Annotated in this window: 18 protein-coding genes; 10 read left to right on the top strand and 8 right to left on the bottom strand. The window is 60.0% G+C overall.

Annotation, left to right across the window (positions count from 1 at the left end; all coding sequences use genetic code 11):
* Window positions 1–40: 40 nt before the first annotated feature.
* The 7 genes from AC0Z42_RS15700 (at window position 41) to AC0Z42_RS15670 (ending at window position 6,495) form a co-directional block, all read left to right on the top strand.
* The gene (locus AC0Z42_RS15700) at window positions 41–742 is read left to right on the top strand and encodes a YggS family pyridoxal phosphate-dependent enzyme (RefSeq protein ID WP_485469134.1); all 702 of its coding nucleotides are present in this window, start codon (window positions 41–43) and stop codon (window positions 740–742) included.
* 24 nt (window positions 743–766) lie between these two features.
* The gene (gene proC, locus AC0Z42_RS15695) at window positions 767–1,594 is read left to right on the top strand and encodes a pyrroline-5-carboxylate reductase (RefSeq protein ID WP_485469133.1); all 828 of its coding nucleotides are present in this window, start codon (window positions 767–769) and stop codon (window positions 1,592–1,594) included.
* A gap of 966 nt (window positions 1,595–2,560) precedes the next feature.
* The gene (locus tag AC0Z42_RS15690; protein WP_485469132.1) at window positions 2,561–2,857 is read left to right on the top strand and encodes a hypothetical protein; all 297 of its coding nucleotides are present in this window, start codon (window positions 2,561–2,563) and stop codon (window positions 2,855–2,857) included.
* A 164-nt stretch (window positions 2,858–3,021) separates the two neighbouring features.
* Window positions 3,022–4,785 (top strand): hypothetical protein, encoded by a 1,764-nt coding sequence (locus AC0Z42_RS15685; protein WP_485469131.1) that lies wholly within the window; start codon window positions 3,022–3,024, stop codon window positions 4,783–4,785.
* A gap of 230 nt (window positions 4,786–5,015) precedes the next feature.
* A complete protein-coding gene (locus tag AC0Z42_RS15680) occupies window positions 5,016–5,207 on the top strand; it encodes a hypothetical protein (protein ID WP_485469130.1) in 192 nt (63 codons plus the stop codon).
* 192 nt (window positions 5,208–5,399) lie between these two features.
* A complete protein-coding gene (locus tag AC0Z42_RS15675) occupies window positions 5,400–5,717 on the top strand; it encodes a hypothetical protein (protein ID WP_156894792.1) in 318 nt (105 codons plus the stop codon).
* A 229-nt stretch (window positions 5,718–5,946) separates the two neighbouring features.
* Window positions 5,947–6,495: a hypothetical protein gene (locus tag AC0Z42_RS15670; protein WP_485469129.1), complete on the top strand. Its 549-nt coding sequence runs from the start codon at window positions 5,947–5,949 to the stop codon at window positions 6,493–6,495.
* A gap of 373 nt (window positions 6,496–6,868) precedes the next feature.
* Here the strand turns inward: AC0Z42_RS15670 and AC0Z42_RS15665 are convergent, their stop codons facing one another.
* The 8 genes from AC0Z42_RS15665 to AC0Z42_RS15630 all read right to left on the bottom strand — a co-directional run bounded on the left by AC0Z42_RS15665 (window position 6,869) and on the right by AC0Z42_RS15630 (window position 11,972).
* Window positions 6,869–7,585, bottom strand: a complete 717-nt coding sequence (locus AC0Z42_RS15665; protein ID WP_485469128.1) for an anti-sigma factor — start codon at window positions 7,583–7,585, stop codon at window positions 6,869–6,871.
* On the bottom strand, window positions 7,582–8,148 hold the full coding sequence (locus tag AC0Z42_RS15660; RefSeq protein ID WP_485469127.1) for a sigma-70 family RNA polymerase sigma factor: 567 nt from the start codon (window positions 8,146–8,148) through the stop codon (window positions 7,582–7,584). Before AC0Z42_RS15660 ends, AC0Z42_RS15665 begins: the two co-directional genes overlap by 4 nt.
* Before the next feature lie 83 nt (window positions 8,149–8,231).
* A complete protein-coding gene (locus AC0Z42_RS15655; RefSeq protein ID WP_485469126.1) occupies window positions 8,232–8,777 on the bottom strand; it encodes a DUF3455 domain-containing protein in 546 nt (181 codons plus the stop codon).
* An 89-nt stretch (window positions 8,778–8,866) separates the two neighbouring features.
* The gene (locus AC0Z42_RS15650; protein WP_485469125.1) at window positions 8,867–9,208 is read right to left on the bottom strand and encodes a hypothetical protein; all 342 of its coding nucleotides are present in this window, start codon (window positions 9,206–9,208) and stop codon (window positions 8,867–8,869) included.
* Window positions 9,205–9,591, bottom strand: coding sequence for a phage holin family protein (locus AC0Z42_RS15645; RefSeq protein WP_485469124.1), 387 nt, complete (start codon window positions 9,589–9,591; stop codon window positions 9,205–9,207). The genes AC0Z42_RS15650 and AC0Z42_RS15645 overlap by 4 nt, the downstream gene beginning before the upstream one ends.
* Window positions 9,592–9,647: 56 nt before the next feature.
* On the bottom strand, window positions 9,648–10,004 hold the full coding sequence (locus AC0Z42_RS15640; protein WP_485469123.1) for an ElaB/YgaM/YqjD family protein: 357 nt from the start codon (window positions 10,002–10,004) through the stop codon (window positions 9,648–9,650).
* 106 nt (window positions 10,005–10,110) lie between these two features.
* Complete coding sequence (gene ubiA / locus AC0Z42_RS15635; protein ID WP_485469122.1) at window positions 10,111–10,965, bottom strand: 4-hydroxybenzoate octaprenyltransferase; 855 nt, start codon at window positions 10,963–10,965, stop codon at window positions 10,111–10,113.
* Between the two features lie 68 nt (window positions 10,966–11,033).
* Window positions 11,034–11,972, bottom strand: a complete 939-nt coding sequence (locus AC0Z42_RS15630; RefSeq protein ID WP_485469121.1) for a LysR substrate-binding domain-containing protein — start codon at window positions 11,970–11,972, stop codon at window positions 11,034–11,036.
* 150 nt (window positions 11,973–12,122) lie between these two features.
* Between AC0Z42_RS15630 and rfaE2 the strand changes: the two genes are divergently transcribed.
* The 3 genes from rfaE2 to AC0Z42_RS15615 all read left to right on the top strand — a co-directional run bounded on the left by rfaE2 (window position 12,123) and on the right by AC0Z42_RS15615 (window position 15,810).
* Window positions 12,123–12,599 (top strand): D-glycero-beta-D-manno-heptose 1-phosphate adenylyltransferase, encoded by a 477-nt coding sequence (rfaE2, locus tag AC0Z42_RS15625; RefSeq protein WP_485469120.1) that lies wholly within the window; start codon window positions 12,123–12,125, stop codon window positions 12,597–12,599.
* A 242-nt stretch (window positions 12,600–12,841) separates the two neighbouring features.
* A complete protein-coding gene (locus AC0Z42_RS15620; RefSeq protein WP_485469119.1) occupies window positions 12,842–14,332 on the top strand; it encodes a hypothetical protein in 1,491 nt (496 codons plus the stop codon).
* Entirely contained in the window at window positions 14,329–15,810 is a 1,482-nt protein-coding gene (locus AC0Z42_RS15615; protein ID WP_485469118.1) for a hypothetical protein, read from the top strand. Before AC0Z42_RS15620 ends, AC0Z42_RS15615 begins: the two co-directional genes overlap by 4 nt.
* Window positions 15,811–15,815 lie beyond the last annotated feature (5 nt).

Here is a 15,815-nt window from a genome sequence, read left to right as displayed (position 1 = left end):
CGCGCATGTTGCGGCGATGCCCGCCCACTAGAAAATGATTATGTCCACAATCGAAGAGAAACTGCAAGCCGTGCGGCGCGCGATTGCGCAAGCAGCTACCGAAGCCCGGCGTCCGCCTGACAGCGTGGCCCTGCTGGCCGTGTCGAAAACCTTTGGTGCGGACGCCGTGCTGGCAGCGGCTGCCGCCGGTCAGATGGCATTCGGCGAAAACTATCTGCAGGAAGCGCTCGACAAGATCGCCGCCGTCAAGCTGGCGCTGCCGCAGGCGGCCCTGGAATGGCACTTTATCGGCCCGATCCAGAGCAACAAGACGCGGCCGATTGCCGAGCATTTCGACTGGGTGCATACGGTCGAGCGCGAAAAGATCGCCGCGCGCCTGTCCGAGCAGCGCCCCGAGGGTATGGTTGACTTGAATATCTGTCTGCAGGTCAATATCAGCGGCGAAGCGAGCAAGAGCGGCGTGTCGCCAGCGGACTTGCCGGCGCTGGCGCGCGCCGTGGCGCAACTGCCCAAGCTGCGCCTGCGCGGCCTGATGGCGATACCCGAACCGCAAACCGACCCGGCCTTGCAGCGTACCGCGTTTGCGCAGCTGCGCGCGCTGTATGAGCAACTGCGCGCCGAAGGCTTGCCGCTCGATACCCTGTCGATGGGCATGTCGGCCGACCTGCAGGCAGCCGTGCTGGAAGGCGCGACCATCGTGCGCGTTGGCAGCGCGATTTTTGGCGCCCGCGATTACTCCTGAACCACCTTTGAAAGAGCATTGATCATGGCAGAACTGAAGATAGCATTTGTCGGCGGCGGCAATATGGCGGCGGCCCTGATCGCCGGCCTGGCCGGGAAACTCACGGCGGGCGGCAACATCCATGTGATCGACCCGCATGTGCCGGCGCTGGAAAAACTGCGCGCGCAGCATGGCGTCACCACGGCGTCCGCTGCCGATGCGACCCTGCGTAACGCTGACGTGATCGTGCTGGCCGTAAAACCGCAAAGCATGCGCGAAGTGGCGGCGCAGTTGCTGCCGTTCCTGGACGCAGGCAAGGCGCCGCTGGTGCTGACCATCGCCGCCGGCATCCGCAGCAGCGACCTGGCACGCTGGCTCGGTGACTATCCGGCCATCGTGCGCTGCATGCCCAACACGCCGGCGCTGATCGGCATGGGTATTACCGGCATGGTGGCGTCCAGCGGCGTGAGTACCGCGCAAAGGGCGCAGGCCGACGCCATCCTTGGCGCCGTCGGCGCCACCGTCTGGCTCGACGACGAGGAGAAAATCGATCCGGTGACGGCAATTTCGGGCAGTGGCCCAGCCTATGTGTTCTACTTTATCGAAGCGATGCAGGAAGCCGCGCGCGAGCTGGGCTTGACGGCGGAACAGGGCACGCAGCTGGCGATCGCCACCTTTACCGGCGCGGCGCAACTGGCGGCCAACTCCAGCGAGCCGGCTTCAGTGCTGCGCGAGCGCGTGACCTCGAAAGGCGGCACCACCTACGCGGCCTTGAGCAGCATGGAAGAGAGCGGCGTCAAGGCGGCCATTATCAAGGGCATCAAGGCGGCGGCGGCGCGCGGGCGCGAGTTGGGTGACGAGCTGGGGAAATAAAAGCACCTGACAACACCGTGGCGAGCGGCCGTGGGTCGCTGTGGAAGAACAATAAATTTGGACAAAAACGATAGAGTTGGCTACAACTAATCAGGTTTGACACAACGGCGGTTTGAGGCGACGCTTTCTGGAACGGCCGACATCGGCCAAAAGCGGTCACTAGCAAAGCGGGCTACCAACGCCGGAGTAATTGATGGAAATAGAAACGCAATACCTTGGGTGTGCGCCCTGTAGCATGGTTTGGCGAGCGCCGGACGGCCTAGAGGCATGTCCAGAGTGCCAGATGTCAACCAGCGTAAAGAGATTGAAATATGGGGAGCGCTACGCGAACGAACACACTAACTTTTGCCCTTGTCACCCGCAGATTGCACCGGGCGACTGCATCGTCTGCGATGCGTGTTATCACCACCATAGAGTAAACGGAACATGGCTCAAAGAGGTTAGCGGAAGGCTCCGACACACTAGTAACCGCTCACCTTATCTCACTATTCAAGATAGATCAAAATTTATTTGCTCCGTATGTGGGGCGCGCTCTCCAAGCATATTTCGTGGGGCGCATGCAAAAAACAACTCGCGCTCCAAACTCATTCAATTAGTGAAGGAGAGGCAAAATGATCATGAAGAATTGGACCGTCAGGCTGAGCTTGAGGAAGCTGAGAGTCGCGAAGGGTCTGAAGCGGCAGAGGCATATTGGCGCGGTCGCGGCGCGTACGAGGAATTCGACGAAAAAACTAGGGAAGACAGCCGATAAGCGAGAATGTTCTGGACGCATTACCGATGGTGAGGCAATGTGTTCAATGCATGGCCACTTCGGGTCAGGTCCGGCCGGTCGAGATTGTCGGTGATTTTTCAGCTCCACAATTTGCTACGCTGACTCAACGGCCGAGTTCGGCCAAAAACGCACGATGACAGCGACTTTTTAAATCGGTCGAAATACGATTCGTCAATAAAATCAAGGCAAAAAACATGGCTCATTTGATTTTGGTAACCATTACCACTGCATCTGTCGTTTCCGGATTTATGTCGGCGGCTGCTTGGCTCTATGCAAGTACGGTAAAAATTAGTCGCGAAGAAGCAGTTAATCAACGAAAAAAGGAAGCGCTTCGGAAGGGCGAAACACCCAATCTTGGGAGTGTCTCCCTCGATGGATGGGACATGTCGGCCACATTTTCTGCTCAATCCAAATGGAATTCATGCGGCGCCGCCTTGGCGGCTTGCGCTGTAGGCCTTCAGGCTCTTGGCCAGGCTCTTGGTTCTGCGTGAGTAATGTTCAGTCCGAATATTTTCTCGTTTAACTAGACTCTCGTGCAGATATGCCTTCATCTGTCAGCTCTGGGTTGCTGGCGGTCAATGATAGACTGCGTCCGGCCAGTAGCGGTCGTTCTTGAAGCAAAATAGAAAATTCACCAGACGCCAAGGGGTTGGAGATGGATAAAGACTGGATTCTTCAAACAAAAGAAATTCGCCGATCGTTCTCAAACGCGACTTGGATTCCCCTCAGGGAATCCCGTGAAGAAGAGAGAGGCAATGTGAAGGAGATTGGCTACGTTGACGAATATTTCGGATGTGGCTCCGCTGCCTTCCCGCCGGAGCAGCGGGAATTCGCTGAGACGCTAACGTGGAGCGATCTTGGCATCGGTCGAGGCGGGACACCGTACGCTTACGAGGATGGCTACTACGCTTCTGTTGAACAGTACCAATACAACGACAAAGAGCCAATTGGGGTTCGACTCGTTTTCGAGCATCCTCAGCCGGTGGTCGGGGGGGCGCTCTGGATTCTCAATCCCGATTTGGTTATTGCTCTGCACCTGATAAAAGATGGACACAATTGGGTGAGGCCAGCAGAAGATTTTGTTGTCGTGGCGCGCGAATTCTTTGATGAACAAGGAAATCATCGCTTAATCGAGATCAAACGTGAATTCCTGATGGATTATTTGGCGGCCAGGAATCTTTCGCTCCGCCTATCGTATCTTCGCCAGCGAGTTGAGAATGTGGCGGCATTGGAGGGTAGTGCATATGAGACCTTAAAGGATCACGAAGAGGAAAGAGACGGCGGACAGTTTGAGCTTTTGATACGCGACTTAGATCATGTTTATGGGGGCAGTTGGTCCTCTTTCCGGGTATGGCGAACGGATGTTGACGAGGATGAAGACGCCCCGGTGATGGGGCCGGAACACAATGACAATACTGGCTATGAGCAAGCTCAGGGCCATCGCAGTGGCTACAGCGGAGTCCGGGTAGAGAGCCAATTTTACCGAAACGAATGGATCGAACATCAAGGGCAGAGTGTACGTGTTCGGGGGGATGAAGAAAAGAATCTCCCTCAATTCATCGTCGAGACAGATGGAACACGAATCGCATCTGCCGACCTCAACCACGAAGAGATTGGCCGATGGCTCTGGTTTCGTCCCGCCATTGTCAATGAGCTTCTCAACCATCGCGCCTTTTCCCTGAGTTGGGCCACGGCTGAAACAGGTGGCATCCATTCCACATCTGGTTATGTGGTGCACTTTGGGATTAACTCCTCTGATTTAATTACGGTCTATGCTCACGACGTTGCTCGCCTTGCCCCATGGGAGCAGCACATTTGGGCTGCCCATAATGTTGTCCCCGATGGGAAAGTTTGTGGTGAATTGCTAGCGTCGCAAGTAAAAGTCAAACCGGCGACCACACACGCTGTTGAAGAATTGCTGTTCGTTTCCATGCGGTTGCTACAGAATAGCTTCCGGCAGAAGTTCAATGTTAGCCTGTACACGCACGACATAGACGATACGGCAGTGATGCAACAAATTTCCCGTTTCGTAAGCAAGGATCAAGCGTCATTGCTGCGATTAGCGAAAGATATTGTCCGCGTGTTCTCAGAGCGACTTGATGTGCGCGCGCTTCGCAAGCTTTCGACTCATGCAGACAAGGAAAAGCTTGGTTCGAACAAGCTGCTTCAAGATGTCTTGGCTCAGAGGGTAGGTCCTGAGAAAGCTCGCCTAGTGTTTGGTCCGATTGCTGGCGCTTACGACATGCGATTGGGTGATGCACATCCGACCAGTTCCAAAATAACAGATGCGTTAAAGCTGGCTGGAATTGATGAGGATCATTCGTTTTTTAGGCAAGGTGAGCGGCTCATTCTCAACTTCGGCCGCTCGGTTTGGTGTATCGGAAAACTGCTCTTCGAGCAGCCGGAAGGACAGGATTAGTAGTTCTAAGGGGCGCCGGTAGAAGCCGGTTTCACGATACGCATCACGCACACACGCGAGACGTCGTAGTCCCGAGCCAAGGCGCTTATCGACTCGCCGGCTTTGAACCGTGAAATTATCGCCGTCCGCTGGTCATCCGTCGTGTTGGCTGGGTGCCCTAAGGTCTTGGCGCCGTGCTCCAGGCCAGTACACGGGCGGCGATCTCCGCCGGCACGCCGCTGGCCGCGGGCATGCATGAGGCCTCCAGCCAGGTGATTGAAGGGCTTGTCGTGGTTCCGGAAAATCTCTACCCAAAACCAAGTAACGGGCGAGAAGCAACCGCTGCTTTAGCTCCGTTCATTCGGATCGGTGACTTTCAAGAACCGAAATGGGATAGATTTCGCTACCCGTTTTCTCCTGTTATTTTAAAAAATGAGCCCTGATCTCGTTTCCAATTTTCTCTGACAGACGTTTGGCCAAGCTTGGCTAGATGTCTGCATTGGTCGAATGCAGCCTGCCGATGCAGCCGCTAGATTTTCACCCTGAGAACCTGCTATGCTGGCCCGAACTGCCGGATTCGGCCAATAACGGACGTTGGAAACAACTCGAACTATGCAATCAAAAAGAAAGAAAACATGTTTAAAGTCGCCTTTCTAAAATACGTGTTTGATTCAGACCGTGATGACCCAAATGCGCGCTTTGCAGTTTTAAGTAGAGAAGAGATGCTTCCCTTCGCACCTCAGCCGGGCATTGAAATTCAGTGGTCACTTGAACGACCTCAAAAAGTCATTACGAGTACATGGAGTGCAGAACATCAAGGTTTTAGATGCAGAGTCGAAGATGACTATGCCGATAATTTTAGTATCGACGAATTTGATTTCGATGGATGCTTGGACGATGCCCCTGAACGAGGGTGGAAAGTTGAGTCGGCATATCCTGCTCAGAAAAAATAATTATGTGGGAGCACTCGGACGAAAGTGGACCTTAGGGATGCAGGACAGCAGATAAATTCTGAAGATGCAATGAAGTGGCAGCGTAAGGATAGGTGCCAAGATACCGCTGCCCATCCGGCAATCCTACAAAGATTGCCAGCGCTAAAACAGATTGCTATATTGCAAAACGACCAAACGAATTGGTTCGATCAAGATTCCCCACTAACTCCTCGTTTAGAAAGTATCGTTCATGAACCGGTTTGCCGCTTTACTCGTGGGTCTGTCTTTCAGCGCAGTGGCGCACACAGCGGCGGCAGCCGTGAAGGCCGGTGATCGGCTCCAAACATGCTTGCATCAGAAGCAGGAGCGCAGCGCAGCGATGCAGGCACGGGACTGGGAAGCGATGGAGAGGTTCGCGAACGCCTATATCAAGCGGTGCGCCGGTATTGACCGACCACGAGACTTTTCTACTGCCCACTGGGAAGCGGGCATGGCCGCAATGAAGCTCGGCCGACCTGCGAGTGCGCTGAAATACCTGGACCGCTGCATCGAGGTTTCCTATGCGAACGCTGCATGCCACGTCGAAAAGATCTACGTGCTCATTAGCATGCAGCGGACGGATGAAGCCCGCAAGTTGCATGCGACAGCCAACCGTCTGGTCAATGGCCAGGTGGAAGCAACGGAGCGCGCGCTGCGCGGGCCGGTAGCTGGAGTCGAGAAGGAGGCGCTGGAGATCGAACTCGAATCGTTACAGATTAGCCAGCGTTCGCTGGCGATGTACGGCGAAGAATTGGAGTAGCTCGCTTGTGTCGGCGACTTTGCCGCAATCGGTGTCCAACGCAGTAATGACGTGGTATGTGCCTCCGCTTCCTGAGCGCTCGAATGTCTGCAATGGGGCGTAAGCTGCCATTCAGCGACGGGCCATGGAGCTGTCCTGCTTAATCAGAAAACCAGCAAACTATGTCACGCCCCAAGTCGCCAGCCCAGGCTTTCCGGGCCAAGCGGGCCTGAAAAATGTCGAGGGCAAGGCGCGGCGACGCAGACAGTACGCATGTACGGCAAGGAAGCCGCAACGCAGCCATCGGCATTTTCTCAGGCCCGCGTCTCTGAACTGACCCCCGAAAGCAGCCACTCGTATCGCTCAGGAAGCTGCCGGTTTGTTCAGACGTTTTCTACATCACCTTCACGGCGCGGCCAATGTAAAGAATCGGTCCCGTTGGCCGTCCCGTCGGTGAACCGGTTTCCGGCTCCAGCGTGATTTCAAACAGCTGCTCGGCCTGCATCGGCGGCAGTTTGTCGAGTTTCAGCTTGAGTGTCTGCCCGGGCCGCACCAGGCCCAGCGAGACAGGGGCGCCCCAGTCCTTGCCCTTGGTCCAGAACTGCAGCGATTTCTGCTGCGGCACGGTGGTCGGTCCCAGCGGGATCAGGCTCAGGTCGCGGCTGTTTTTATTGCCGGCTTGAACGATCCAGCCGGGCGCCTTGTCCTGCGGCGCGACCAGCACCACCAGGTAGCCGGGGCCGCCTGGCGCCTGCAGCTGCATGGTCACCGTCACGGCCAGCGCGGTGGCGGCTGCCAGACCGCCGCCGGCCAGTATTCTCCAGAACGCCAGGCTGTTCCACCAGGCTTGCCAGCCGCCGGCCTGGCGTACTGCTTTTGGCGTGAACAGGGTCGAGGCGATGCGTGGCCACAGCTGTGGCGATGGTTCCGCCGGCGGCGCCAGGCTGGTCAATGGCAGCAGCCGCCGTTCCCAGGCATCGACGGCGTCGCGCAACAGCGTGTCGCGCGGCAGGCGCTGCTCGACCTCGGCGCGTTCAGGCGCCGTCAAGGTGCCCAGCACATATTCGCTGGCCAGGCGCTGCAGTTCTTCATCATTCAATGGCGTATTCATCCCATGCACTCCCGCAAGCTGGCCAGGCCGCGCTTGACCCAGGCTTTCACGGTGCCCAGGGGTGAGGCGACACGCTGCGCGATTTCGCTGTGCGAACAACCGTCGACATAGGCGTACAGGATGCAGTTGCGCTTGGATTCTTCCAGGTGGCCCAGGCAATCGTGCAGCTTGCCCATGTTCGCTTGCAGGGCGTACGCGTCACTGGCGTCACCGGCGTCCTCGCCCTGGCGTTCATGCAGCAGAGTTTCCACGGTATCCTCGTCGGCCGATATTTCATGGGCGCGCGCACGCGCCACGTTCAGCGCCTGGTGCCGCACCACCACATAGATCCAGCCCTTGCCAGTGCCGCGCGTGGCGTCGAAACTGCCGGCGCGGCGCCAGATGCTGAGAAAGGCGTCGTGCAGCACGTCTTCGGCCAGCGTCCGCTGGCGCACGATGCGCAGCGCCACGCCCAGCAGGTAACGGCTTTCCTGCTGGTACAAGGCCTGCAAGGCTTGCTGCTCGCCGCGCGCGCAGGCGCGCAGGGCGGCGTCGTAGTCGTAGGTGGCGGCTGGCGTAGGCAAGGTGGCGTCTGTCGGTTGGTTAGCAAGTTTTCAATGGATTATAGGCCAGAAAAGATCTTGCCAACCGACATGTTTCAACCGTTTCAGGCGGCTTTCCAGAAAATATAATCGGCCTGGTAAGGCACCCATTGTTTGGCGCCCAAGTTGCTGGCGCTGCAGGCGGACATCGGCGCCACGCCGCCTTGGGTGGCCACGCGCTGGATATAGCTCACGCCCTGCATCGCGCCGCTGCCGGTGGCGGGATTCGCCTTGACCAGCTGATACGGAATATTGCCGGCGCCGGCAGGCGCCACCGCTACCTGGGTTGCCGTCACGGCCGAACCATCGCGGCTGGCCCAGGTGGCCGGTGGTCCCACATAGGTGCCGACCTGCATGCCGCCGCGGTCATTGAGCACTGCGTCCGGCCCGCCAAATACCCATTCGTGGCCGCTCATGTCTTTTTTTGCCTTGCATTCATAGGCGATCTTGCCGACGCCCACAGTTTGCATCGCGACTTGGTGGCCATCGGGTACTTTCACGGGGGCCGGCAAATTATCTTGCGTATAGCGCGCGCTCATGGGCGCGCAGGCAGCGAGCAGCAGGGCGGCAAAGGGCAGGGCGAGGTGGCGTGGGGCGATGATGGCGTGCATGGCGGTCTCCTTGAGTGAGGGTTCAACCGATTGGTTGATACCAGTACTACCCGCGAGGAAACCGTTTGGATGCAGCAAGAAAAAAATAATTATGGTGGCGAATGATGCCGGTTCATGCGTGCCAGCACGCTGCGGATCAAGGGCAGGGCGACACTGGCGTTGCGCAGCAGAGCGCTGGCACGCAGCAACAGCGGCAGGGTGCGGCGCGGACGCAGCAACATCAGGCCCAGCACGGCGGCGCCCGCCATCAGCGGCAATTTCAGGCGCGCCATGAGGGCATGGCGCAGATTGCCGCCGGTCAAGGGTTCCAGCAGCAGATGCGTCTGCTCGCCCAGCGCCGCGCGCTGCAGCGTGCATTCGGCCAGCAGTGCGTCGCGCCGCTGCCTGGCGCTCAGCTTGATCTTGAGAGGGGGCAGGAGTTGGTCGTTCATGGTCGCTCCGATTCGCGCTGTGCCAGATGCTGCAAGGCGTCGAGGTCCTTGCTCAGTTCGTCCATGGTGAATGACAGCAGTTTGGGCTTGCGCAGAAAACTGGCGCGCACGCCGACCAGGGTGGCGATGGCGGCAACGATAAAGACGGTCGAGGAAATGGCGATGGCGGCAATGCGGTGCGTGTCCCAGAACATGACGATGACCAGGAACACCAGCAATACCAGGCCGACAAACAGCAGCAGCAGGGCCAGCATGGCCAGGCCCAGGTAAGTCAGGTAGCGCAGCGACTCTTCTTCCATTTCTACCGCCGCCAGTTTCAAGCGGGTGCGGATAATGTCGGCCAGGGTCGCCGCGACGCGGGCAGCATGTTGAACGATAGCCATGAACTGTCTTTCGTGTCGAAATGCAGGCGGCCGTGCCGCCCGGATGGAACAGGAAACTAGCGGCGCGAGGAGGCCAGCAGCAGGCCGAACAGCACGCCCACGACGGCGCCGGCACCGACCGCCTTCCATGGATTGTCCTGCACGTATTCATCGGTGGCCTTGGCGGCCTTCTTGGTACGGTCGACCAGATCTTCTTCCAGCTTGATCAGGTCTTTTTTGGCCGTATCGAGGGTGGCGATGAATTTTTCTTTCACGGCGCGGATGTTTTCGCCGGTCTGGCCGCCTGCATTGTCGAGCCAGCCTTCGGCTTCGCTGATGACGCCTTTCAGGTCGCCGATGACTTTATCGCGTGCCTGGCCGGCCTCGTCAATAATCTTGTCGCTGCTGGATTTGCCTGTTTGTATCGAGCTCATGTATTACCTCATCGGTGGGTGAAAGCACAGTGAAATACCAGTGTAGACAGCAGCGGCCAGTTGGTCTTGCGGCGCCTCAATGACTTCTGGGACGCAACACTTATGACTAGCGAAATGCAAAGTCGAGCACGACCCCCGCAAATACCGCTGCTCCTAGCCAGTTATTATGCCGGAATGCGGCAAAACACGGCATACGCTCGCGTGCGCGGATCAATGTGTAGTGATAAACCGCGCAGCCGGCCGCCACCAGCAGGCCCGCCACGTACCAGTAGCGCAGGCCCAAATACCAGCCGCATGCCAGCCACAGCAGCAGGAATACGGCATAGCACAGCATGATGATGGCCACGTCGTAACGCCCGAAGGTAATGGCCGAGGTCTTGATGCCGATCTTCAGGTCGTCATCGCGGTCGACCATGGCGTATTCCGTATCGTAGGCCACGGCCCAGAACACATTGCCTACCAGCAGCAGCCAGGCGACAACGGGCACAAAGTCCGAGATGGCGGCAAAGCCCATCGGAATGCCGAAGCCGAAGGCAATGCCCAGGTACGCTTGCGGAATCGCGAAGAAGCGCTTGAAGTAGGGATAGGTGGCGGCGATGATCACGGCCGCCACGGATAGCTGCTTGGTCAGCGCGTTCAGCGGCAGGATCAGGCAGAAGGCCGCCACCGTCAGCACGCCGGCCACGGCCAGGGCTTCCTTGCCGCTGATGCGCCCGCTCGTAATCGGCCGCTCGGCGGTGCGCTTGACGAATTTGTCGATATCCTGGTCGGCGTAGTCGTTGATGGCGCAGCCTGCCGAGCGCATCAGAAAGGTGCCGAGGATGAAGATCAGCAGCAGCCGCCAGTCCGGCACGCCTTGCTGCGCCAGCCACAGCGCGCACAGGGTAGGCCACAGCAGCAATACGGTACCGATCGGCTTGTCGAGACGGATCAGGCGAAAATACAGCGCCAGCTTGTTCATGGGCAACTCAATCTTGTAGGAGAGAAACGCCGATTATCGCAAATAGTATGATTATGTACTATTGTTGCTCAGGTTTCTTCCGTCAACAGCATGTCGATGCCGGGCAGCTTGCAGCTGGCGATGGCCGCGCACAGGGCGTCGATGGCCGCCTTGCGCGTGAAGCTCTTGCGCCAAAGCATCACCACCCGGCGCGACGGCGCCGGCGCGTCGAATTCGCGGTATTCCAGCATGCCGTCAACGGCGTGCATGTCCGGCACCGAGGCACGCGGCAGCACGGTCAGGCCGATGCCGCTGGCCACCATATGGCGGATGGTTTCCAGCGACGATCCCTCGAACGTGCGCTGCATGCCATTGCCGGGCGAGGAAAAGCGCGCCATTTCCGGGCACACTTCCAGTACCTGGTCGCGGAAGCAATGGCCGTTACCCAGCAACAGCATGGTCTCCGATTTCAGGTCTTGCGCGGCAATGCTCTGGCGCGCCGTCCACGCATGGTGGCGCGGCATGGCGACCACGAACGGTTCGTCATACAGGTCGTGCATGGACATGCCGTGCTCGGGCAGGGGCAGTGCCATGATGGCCACGTCCAGTTCACCCTGGCGCAGCAGTTCGAGCAGGCGCACGGTAAAATTTTCCTGCAAAATCAAAGGCATCTGCGGCACCTGGTCTATCATCGCTTTCACCAGCGGCGGCAGCAGGTAGGGGCCGATGGTGTAGATCACGCCCAGGCGCAAAGGCCCGGCCAGCGGATCCTTGTTCTGCTTGGCCAGCTCCTTGATGGCGGCCGTCTGTTCCAGCACGCGTTCGGCCTGGGCAATGATTTGCGCGCCCAGCGGCGTGACCGAGATTTCGGCGCCACCGCGTTCGAACAGCACCACGCCCAGTTCGTCTTCGAGCTTCTTGATGGCCACTGACAGGGTTGGCTGGGCAACAAAGCAGGCTTCGGCGGCATGGCCGAAGTGCTTGGCGCGCGCGACCGCCACGATATATTTCAGTTCAGTCAGTGTCATAGGGTGATTGAAACACAGGAAGTGCCTGCTTGCAATGAATGAAAGTGACGCGCGCGGCAAACTGTCGCGGCGATCGCGTATTGTAGCGGATCGCCCCCTATAATAGAGGCAGCAAGCCCCTTACTCTACTGTACTGAACAACGGAACCCCATGCCCGACTTTGAAACCAAACTATGCAGCCGCGAGGAACTGCAGGCGCGCGCCGCCGCCCTGCCGACACCAGTGGTCGTCACCAACGGCGTGTTCGATATCTTGCACCGGGGCCATGTGACCTATCTGGCGCAGGCGCGCGCGCTGGGCGCTTCGCTGGTGGTGGCGATCAATACCGATGCTTCCGTCAAGCGCCTGGGCAAGGGCGACGACCGTCCGCTCAACAGCTGCGAAGACCGCATGGCCGTGCTGGCCGCGCTCGAATCGGTGAGCCTGGTGGTGCCGTTCTCGGAAGACAGCGCGCTCGAAGTGGTGCAGGAAATCGAGCCCGGCATCTATGTCAAGGGCGGCGACTACGACATGACGGCGATTCCCGAAGGCAAAGCCGTGCTGGCCTATGGCGGCCAGGCGGTGGCGATCGACTTCGAACACGACCGCTCGACCACCAAGCTGCTCAGCAAGGTGCGTCAGCAATAATGCTCGCCAGATTGCGCACACGGCCGCTTGTGTGGCGGCCTGTTGCGTTTATACTATCGTGCTGGCGTGTGGTGTCGCGCCGCGCGCATGAACTTGGCCATGGCCAATGTTTCCTCATGGATAAAAAGGCGGTAATATGATCAACATGCCAAGGCTGCCGATCAATCAGCCGCAGCGCGTAGTGCCGCCTTTCCTGTTACGCCACGTCCCATGGCGGTCATCGTTTGCGACAGAAGAAATCAATGGATCATAAAACCACGGGAGAATGGCTGCTGCAATCGGGCGTATGGATTGCCGATGAAGCCCAGTCAGGCCTGCAATTTGAACGTAGCGCTTCAGGCAAGGCGGTGTCACCGCGTCTGACCAGCGACGATATCGGCCAGCTGATGCGCACGCACCGCCTGCCCGGCGACGCAAGCGTGCATTTTCCGCCCGAATTCCATTTCAGTCCGTTTACGGGCGCTACCCTGCAGGCGCCGCCTACCGCTGGCCAGGCCAGCGCCTGGGTGCCGCCGTTTGGCGCGCGCCCGCTCAACAGCAGCGCCATGCCTGGCGCCACCGGCCTGCGCCAGACGGCCGTGCCGATGAAGCTGGCACGCAGCCCGGCGCGCGACGAGCCTGCCGACGCGCTGGCCAATGCGGATCCCGACGCTACCTTGCCCACGCCGCCACCTGGCGAGCACGCGTTTTTCTCGGCCCGTTTCGGTACCACCGGCGCGGCCCTGCTGGCGCTGGACGCGCGCAAGGGTTCCCTGTACGGCTGGCTGCCCGGTTCGCAGCACTGGCTGGCGCTCGAGTCCTCGCAAGGCGGCCTGCTGTCCGAATGCCTGCTGGGCGAGACGGCCTGGCGCGCCGAGCTGGCCACCGGCTGGAACAGCCGCCTGTATGTGCCCAGCGGCCACGGCCTGGCCTGCGTCACGCCCGACCTTCCATCTCTGACCTACCAGGTCGAGCATTTCGGCGATGCGCCGTCGGCGGCCGCGCCCAGCTGGTTCCAGGGCCGGCTGTGGGCGCCGCTGCAAGGACCGGACGGCGTGATCCGTTTCCTGAACCTCGACATGCAGCATGCCCTGGGCGCCGAAGTGCTGCTCGACGGCGCGGTGGTGCCGGGCCGTGCCAGCGCGCCGGTAGCCTATGGCCGCAGCGTGATCTGGCCATGCGAGCACGGTCAGTTGCGCCTGCAGCAGCGCCAGGACGGCGGCATGGCGGCATCCTGGACACCGTGGCCGGCCGGCCTGCAGCCGCAATTCGATTTCGGCTGCCCCTACCTGTCGCGCGACGGCGACTTGTGGCAGCTGTGCTTTGATGTGGGCGCCGACCGTTACCTGTACCTGAAACTGGGCACCGCAAATGAAACCGTGGAGGCGATGGAGCCGCGCCTGTGCTCGGGCAGCTTCAATTACCGTTTTTCCACCAAACTGAAAACTGCGCCCTGGCTGGAACTGGAGCGCGGCAATGACGGTGGCAGCAGCAAGTCGGTGATGCCGCTGCTGGAAGCGGGCGAGACCGTATTGGGCGTGCGCTTTGAAACCCGCAGCAGCTTGGACAGCGTGCTGCGCTCGGAAGAGCGCATGTATGCGCAGTTGCTGCAGGATGACGGCGTGCGCGAAATGCCGTTCCACGCTTTTTCAGTGGCCGAACCGTGGCGCATGCGCCTGTTTGCGCACCAGGGCACGCTGTGGGCATATCACCCGCTGCTCACGCGTATCGATGGCTGGAAGCTGCAAGCATGAAATTGATTCCGCGCTTGTTTGCCGCCGTCGCCGCAGTGATCACCCTGGCCACCAGCCTGCCGCTGCAGGCGGCCGGCATCCAGCAAGCCTTTCTGGTGCAGAACTCGGGCTGGATGGAACCGTTTTATACCGATCAGCAATCGCAGCTGAAAGCGCTGGTGGGTGCCGTGGCGCAGGCCGCCAGCACGCCTGAGGACCAGCTGTTTCTGCTGGCCTTCAGCCAGAGCAGCGGCAGCAATGTCTCGCCCGCGCTGCTGGGGCAGGGGCGCGGCGCGGCAGCCATCAACGCACAGCTGGCGCCGCTGGGCCTGGCCCGCAAGGGCAATGGCGGCGCGCTGGCCGATACGGACTTCCAGGAAGCCGTGACGAAAACCATCACCGGCCCGTTTCGTTCGGCGTCCGGCATCGTGTGGATTTTTACCAATAACAAGAACAGTCCCAACAACGACAGCCAGACGGCCGAGCGCAACCGCGATTTCTATCGCCTGCTGCACCTGGAGCCGTCGATTACCAAGACGCTGGTGTTTCCTTTGCGCATGCCTGTGCAAGGCAAGCTCTACAGCGCCAAGGGCTTGATGGTGTATGCGCTGGCCTACGGCCAGCCGGCCGCCGACGCCCTGACGCGCATCCAGGCCGAAGGGCGTTTGTCGAAAGTGCTGACGCGCGCGCCGGCCCGCTTGAAACCGGTCGACCAGGATGCCGTGCGCATCGTGCCGCAGTCGGTCAAGAACAGCCCGAACGTGCACGCCAGCCTGGGCCGCGATGGCCGCACCATCGTGCTCGACGTGGAAGCTGCCAGCCTGGTGCCCAGCGTCGTGCTGCAGGCCTCGCTGCAAAACATGTTTTTCCCGTATGTGATCGAAAACGCCACGGTGCAGGCGGCGCTGGCCGGCCAGGCGGCGCCGCTGCAGGTGACGCCCGATACCATCAAGGGCTTGCAGCCGGGCGCCAGCCAGTCGGTCGAAGTGCGCTTCGACTTGCCGATGGCACAGATTCCTTCGCCGTGGTCGGCCCAGGCATTGTCCGCCATGGGCAAGCAGGTCTTGCTGCCGATGACGGCGACGGTGGGCCTGGCCGGCCAGCGCCTGGCGCTGTCGTCCGGCTTTGCCACCGAACTGCAGGAACTGTTCCCCGGCGACCCGATCTCGGAAGTATTTACGCCGCCCGACAGCGTGCGCGCGTCGCAGGCCACCGTGCCTTTGCTGGTGCGCATCCAGTATCCGCTGCTGCCGGTGCTGCTGATTATCGGCGCGATCTTGCTGCTGGTGCTGGCGTTTGTGCTGTTCGGCCTGCTGGGCACGCGCAGCACGCGCTACCGCGTGATGGTCGACGGCGTGGCGCGCCAGATCATGCTCAAGCCGTTCAAAAGCGTTGTCATTCGTGACGATGGCGGGCGCGATATCGGTGAACTCAAGCGTGGCCTGGGCAAGCCGTCCGTGGTCCGCGTGGCCGAGGGCCACCAGCTGACGCTGGGCTGATCACT

This window comes from Janthinobacterium sp. 1L-D-8-B-C4, assembly GCF_057291295.1.
Note: the sequence above shows the minus strand (reverse complement) of the source record. Positions and strands in the feature narration are given on the sequence as shown.

Excerpts from the sequence above, each read along its gene's own strand:
- AC0Z42_RS15620 (WP_485469119.1), top strand. The coding sequence starts at position 12,842 with ATGGATCATAAAACCACGGGAGAATGGCTGCTGCAATCGGGCGTATGG.
- AC0Z42_RS15700 (WP_485469134.1), top strand. The coding sequence starts at position 41 with ATGTCCACAATCGAAGAGAAACTGCAAGCCGTGCGGCGCGCGATTGCG.
- AC0Z42_RS15680 (WP_485469130.1), top strand. The coding sequence starts at position 5,016 with ATGCATGAGGCCTCCAGCCAGGTGATTGAAGGGCTTGTCGTGGTTCCG.
- AC0Z42_RS15640 (WP_485469123.1), bottom strand. The coding sequence starts at position 10,004 with ATGAGCTCGATACAAACAGGCAAATCCAGCAGCGACAAGATTATTGAC.
- AC0Z42_RS15650 (WP_485469125.1), bottom strand. The coding sequence starts at position 9,208 with ATGAACGACCAACTCCTGCCCCCTCTCAAGATCAAGCTGAGCGCCAGG.
- AC0Z42_RS15655 (WP_485469126.1), bottom strand. The coding sequence starts at position 8,777 with ATGCACGCCATCATCGCCCCACGCCACCTCGCCCTGCCCTTTGCCGCC.
- rfaE2 (WP_485469120.1), top strand. The coding sequence starts at position 12,123 with ATGCCCGACTTTGAAACCAAACTATGCAGCCGCGAGGAACTGCAGGCG.
- AC0Z42_RS15630 (WP_485469121.1), bottom strand. The coding sequence starts at position 11,972 with ATGACACTGACTGAACTGAAATATATCGTGGCGGTCGCGCGCGCCAAG.
- AC0Z42_RS15690 (WP_485469132.1), top strand. The coding sequence starts at position 2,561 with ATGGCTCATTTGATTTTGGTAACCATTACCACTGCATCTGTCGTTTCC.
- AC0Z42_RS15615 (WP_485469118.1), top strand. The coding sequence starts at position 14,329 with ATGAAATTGATTCCGCGCTTGTTTGCCGCCGTCGCCGCAGTGATCACC.
- AC0Z42_RS15685 (WP_485469131.1), top strand. The coding sequence starts at position 3,022 with ATGGATAAAGACTGGATTCTTCAAACAAAAGAAATTCGCCGATCGTTC.
- ubiA (WP_485469122.1), bottom strand. The coding sequence starts at position 10,965 with ATGAACAAGCTGGCGCTGTATTTTCGCCTGATCCGTCTCGACAAGCCG.
- AC0Z42_RS15670 (WP_485469129.1), top strand. The coding sequence starts at position 5,947 with ATGAACCGGTTTGCCGCTTTACTCGTGGGTCTGTCTTTCAGCGCAGTG.
- AC0Z42_RS15675 (WP_156894792.1), top strand. The coding sequence starts at position 5,400 with ATGTTTAAAGTCGCCTTTCTAAAATACGTGTTTGATTCAGACCGTGAT.
- AC0Z42_RS15645 (WP_485469124.1), bottom strand. The coding sequence starts at position 9,591 with ATGGCTATCGTTCAACATGCTGCCCGCGTCGCGGCGACCCTGGCCGAC.
- AC0Z42_RS15665 (WP_485469128.1), bottom strand. The coding sequence starts at position 7,585 with ATGAATACGCCATTGAATGATGAAGAACTGCAGCGCCTGGCCAGCGAA.
- proC (WP_485469133.1), top strand. The coding sequence starts at position 767 with ATGGCAGAACTGAAGATAGCATTTGTCGGCGGCGGCAATATGGCGGCG.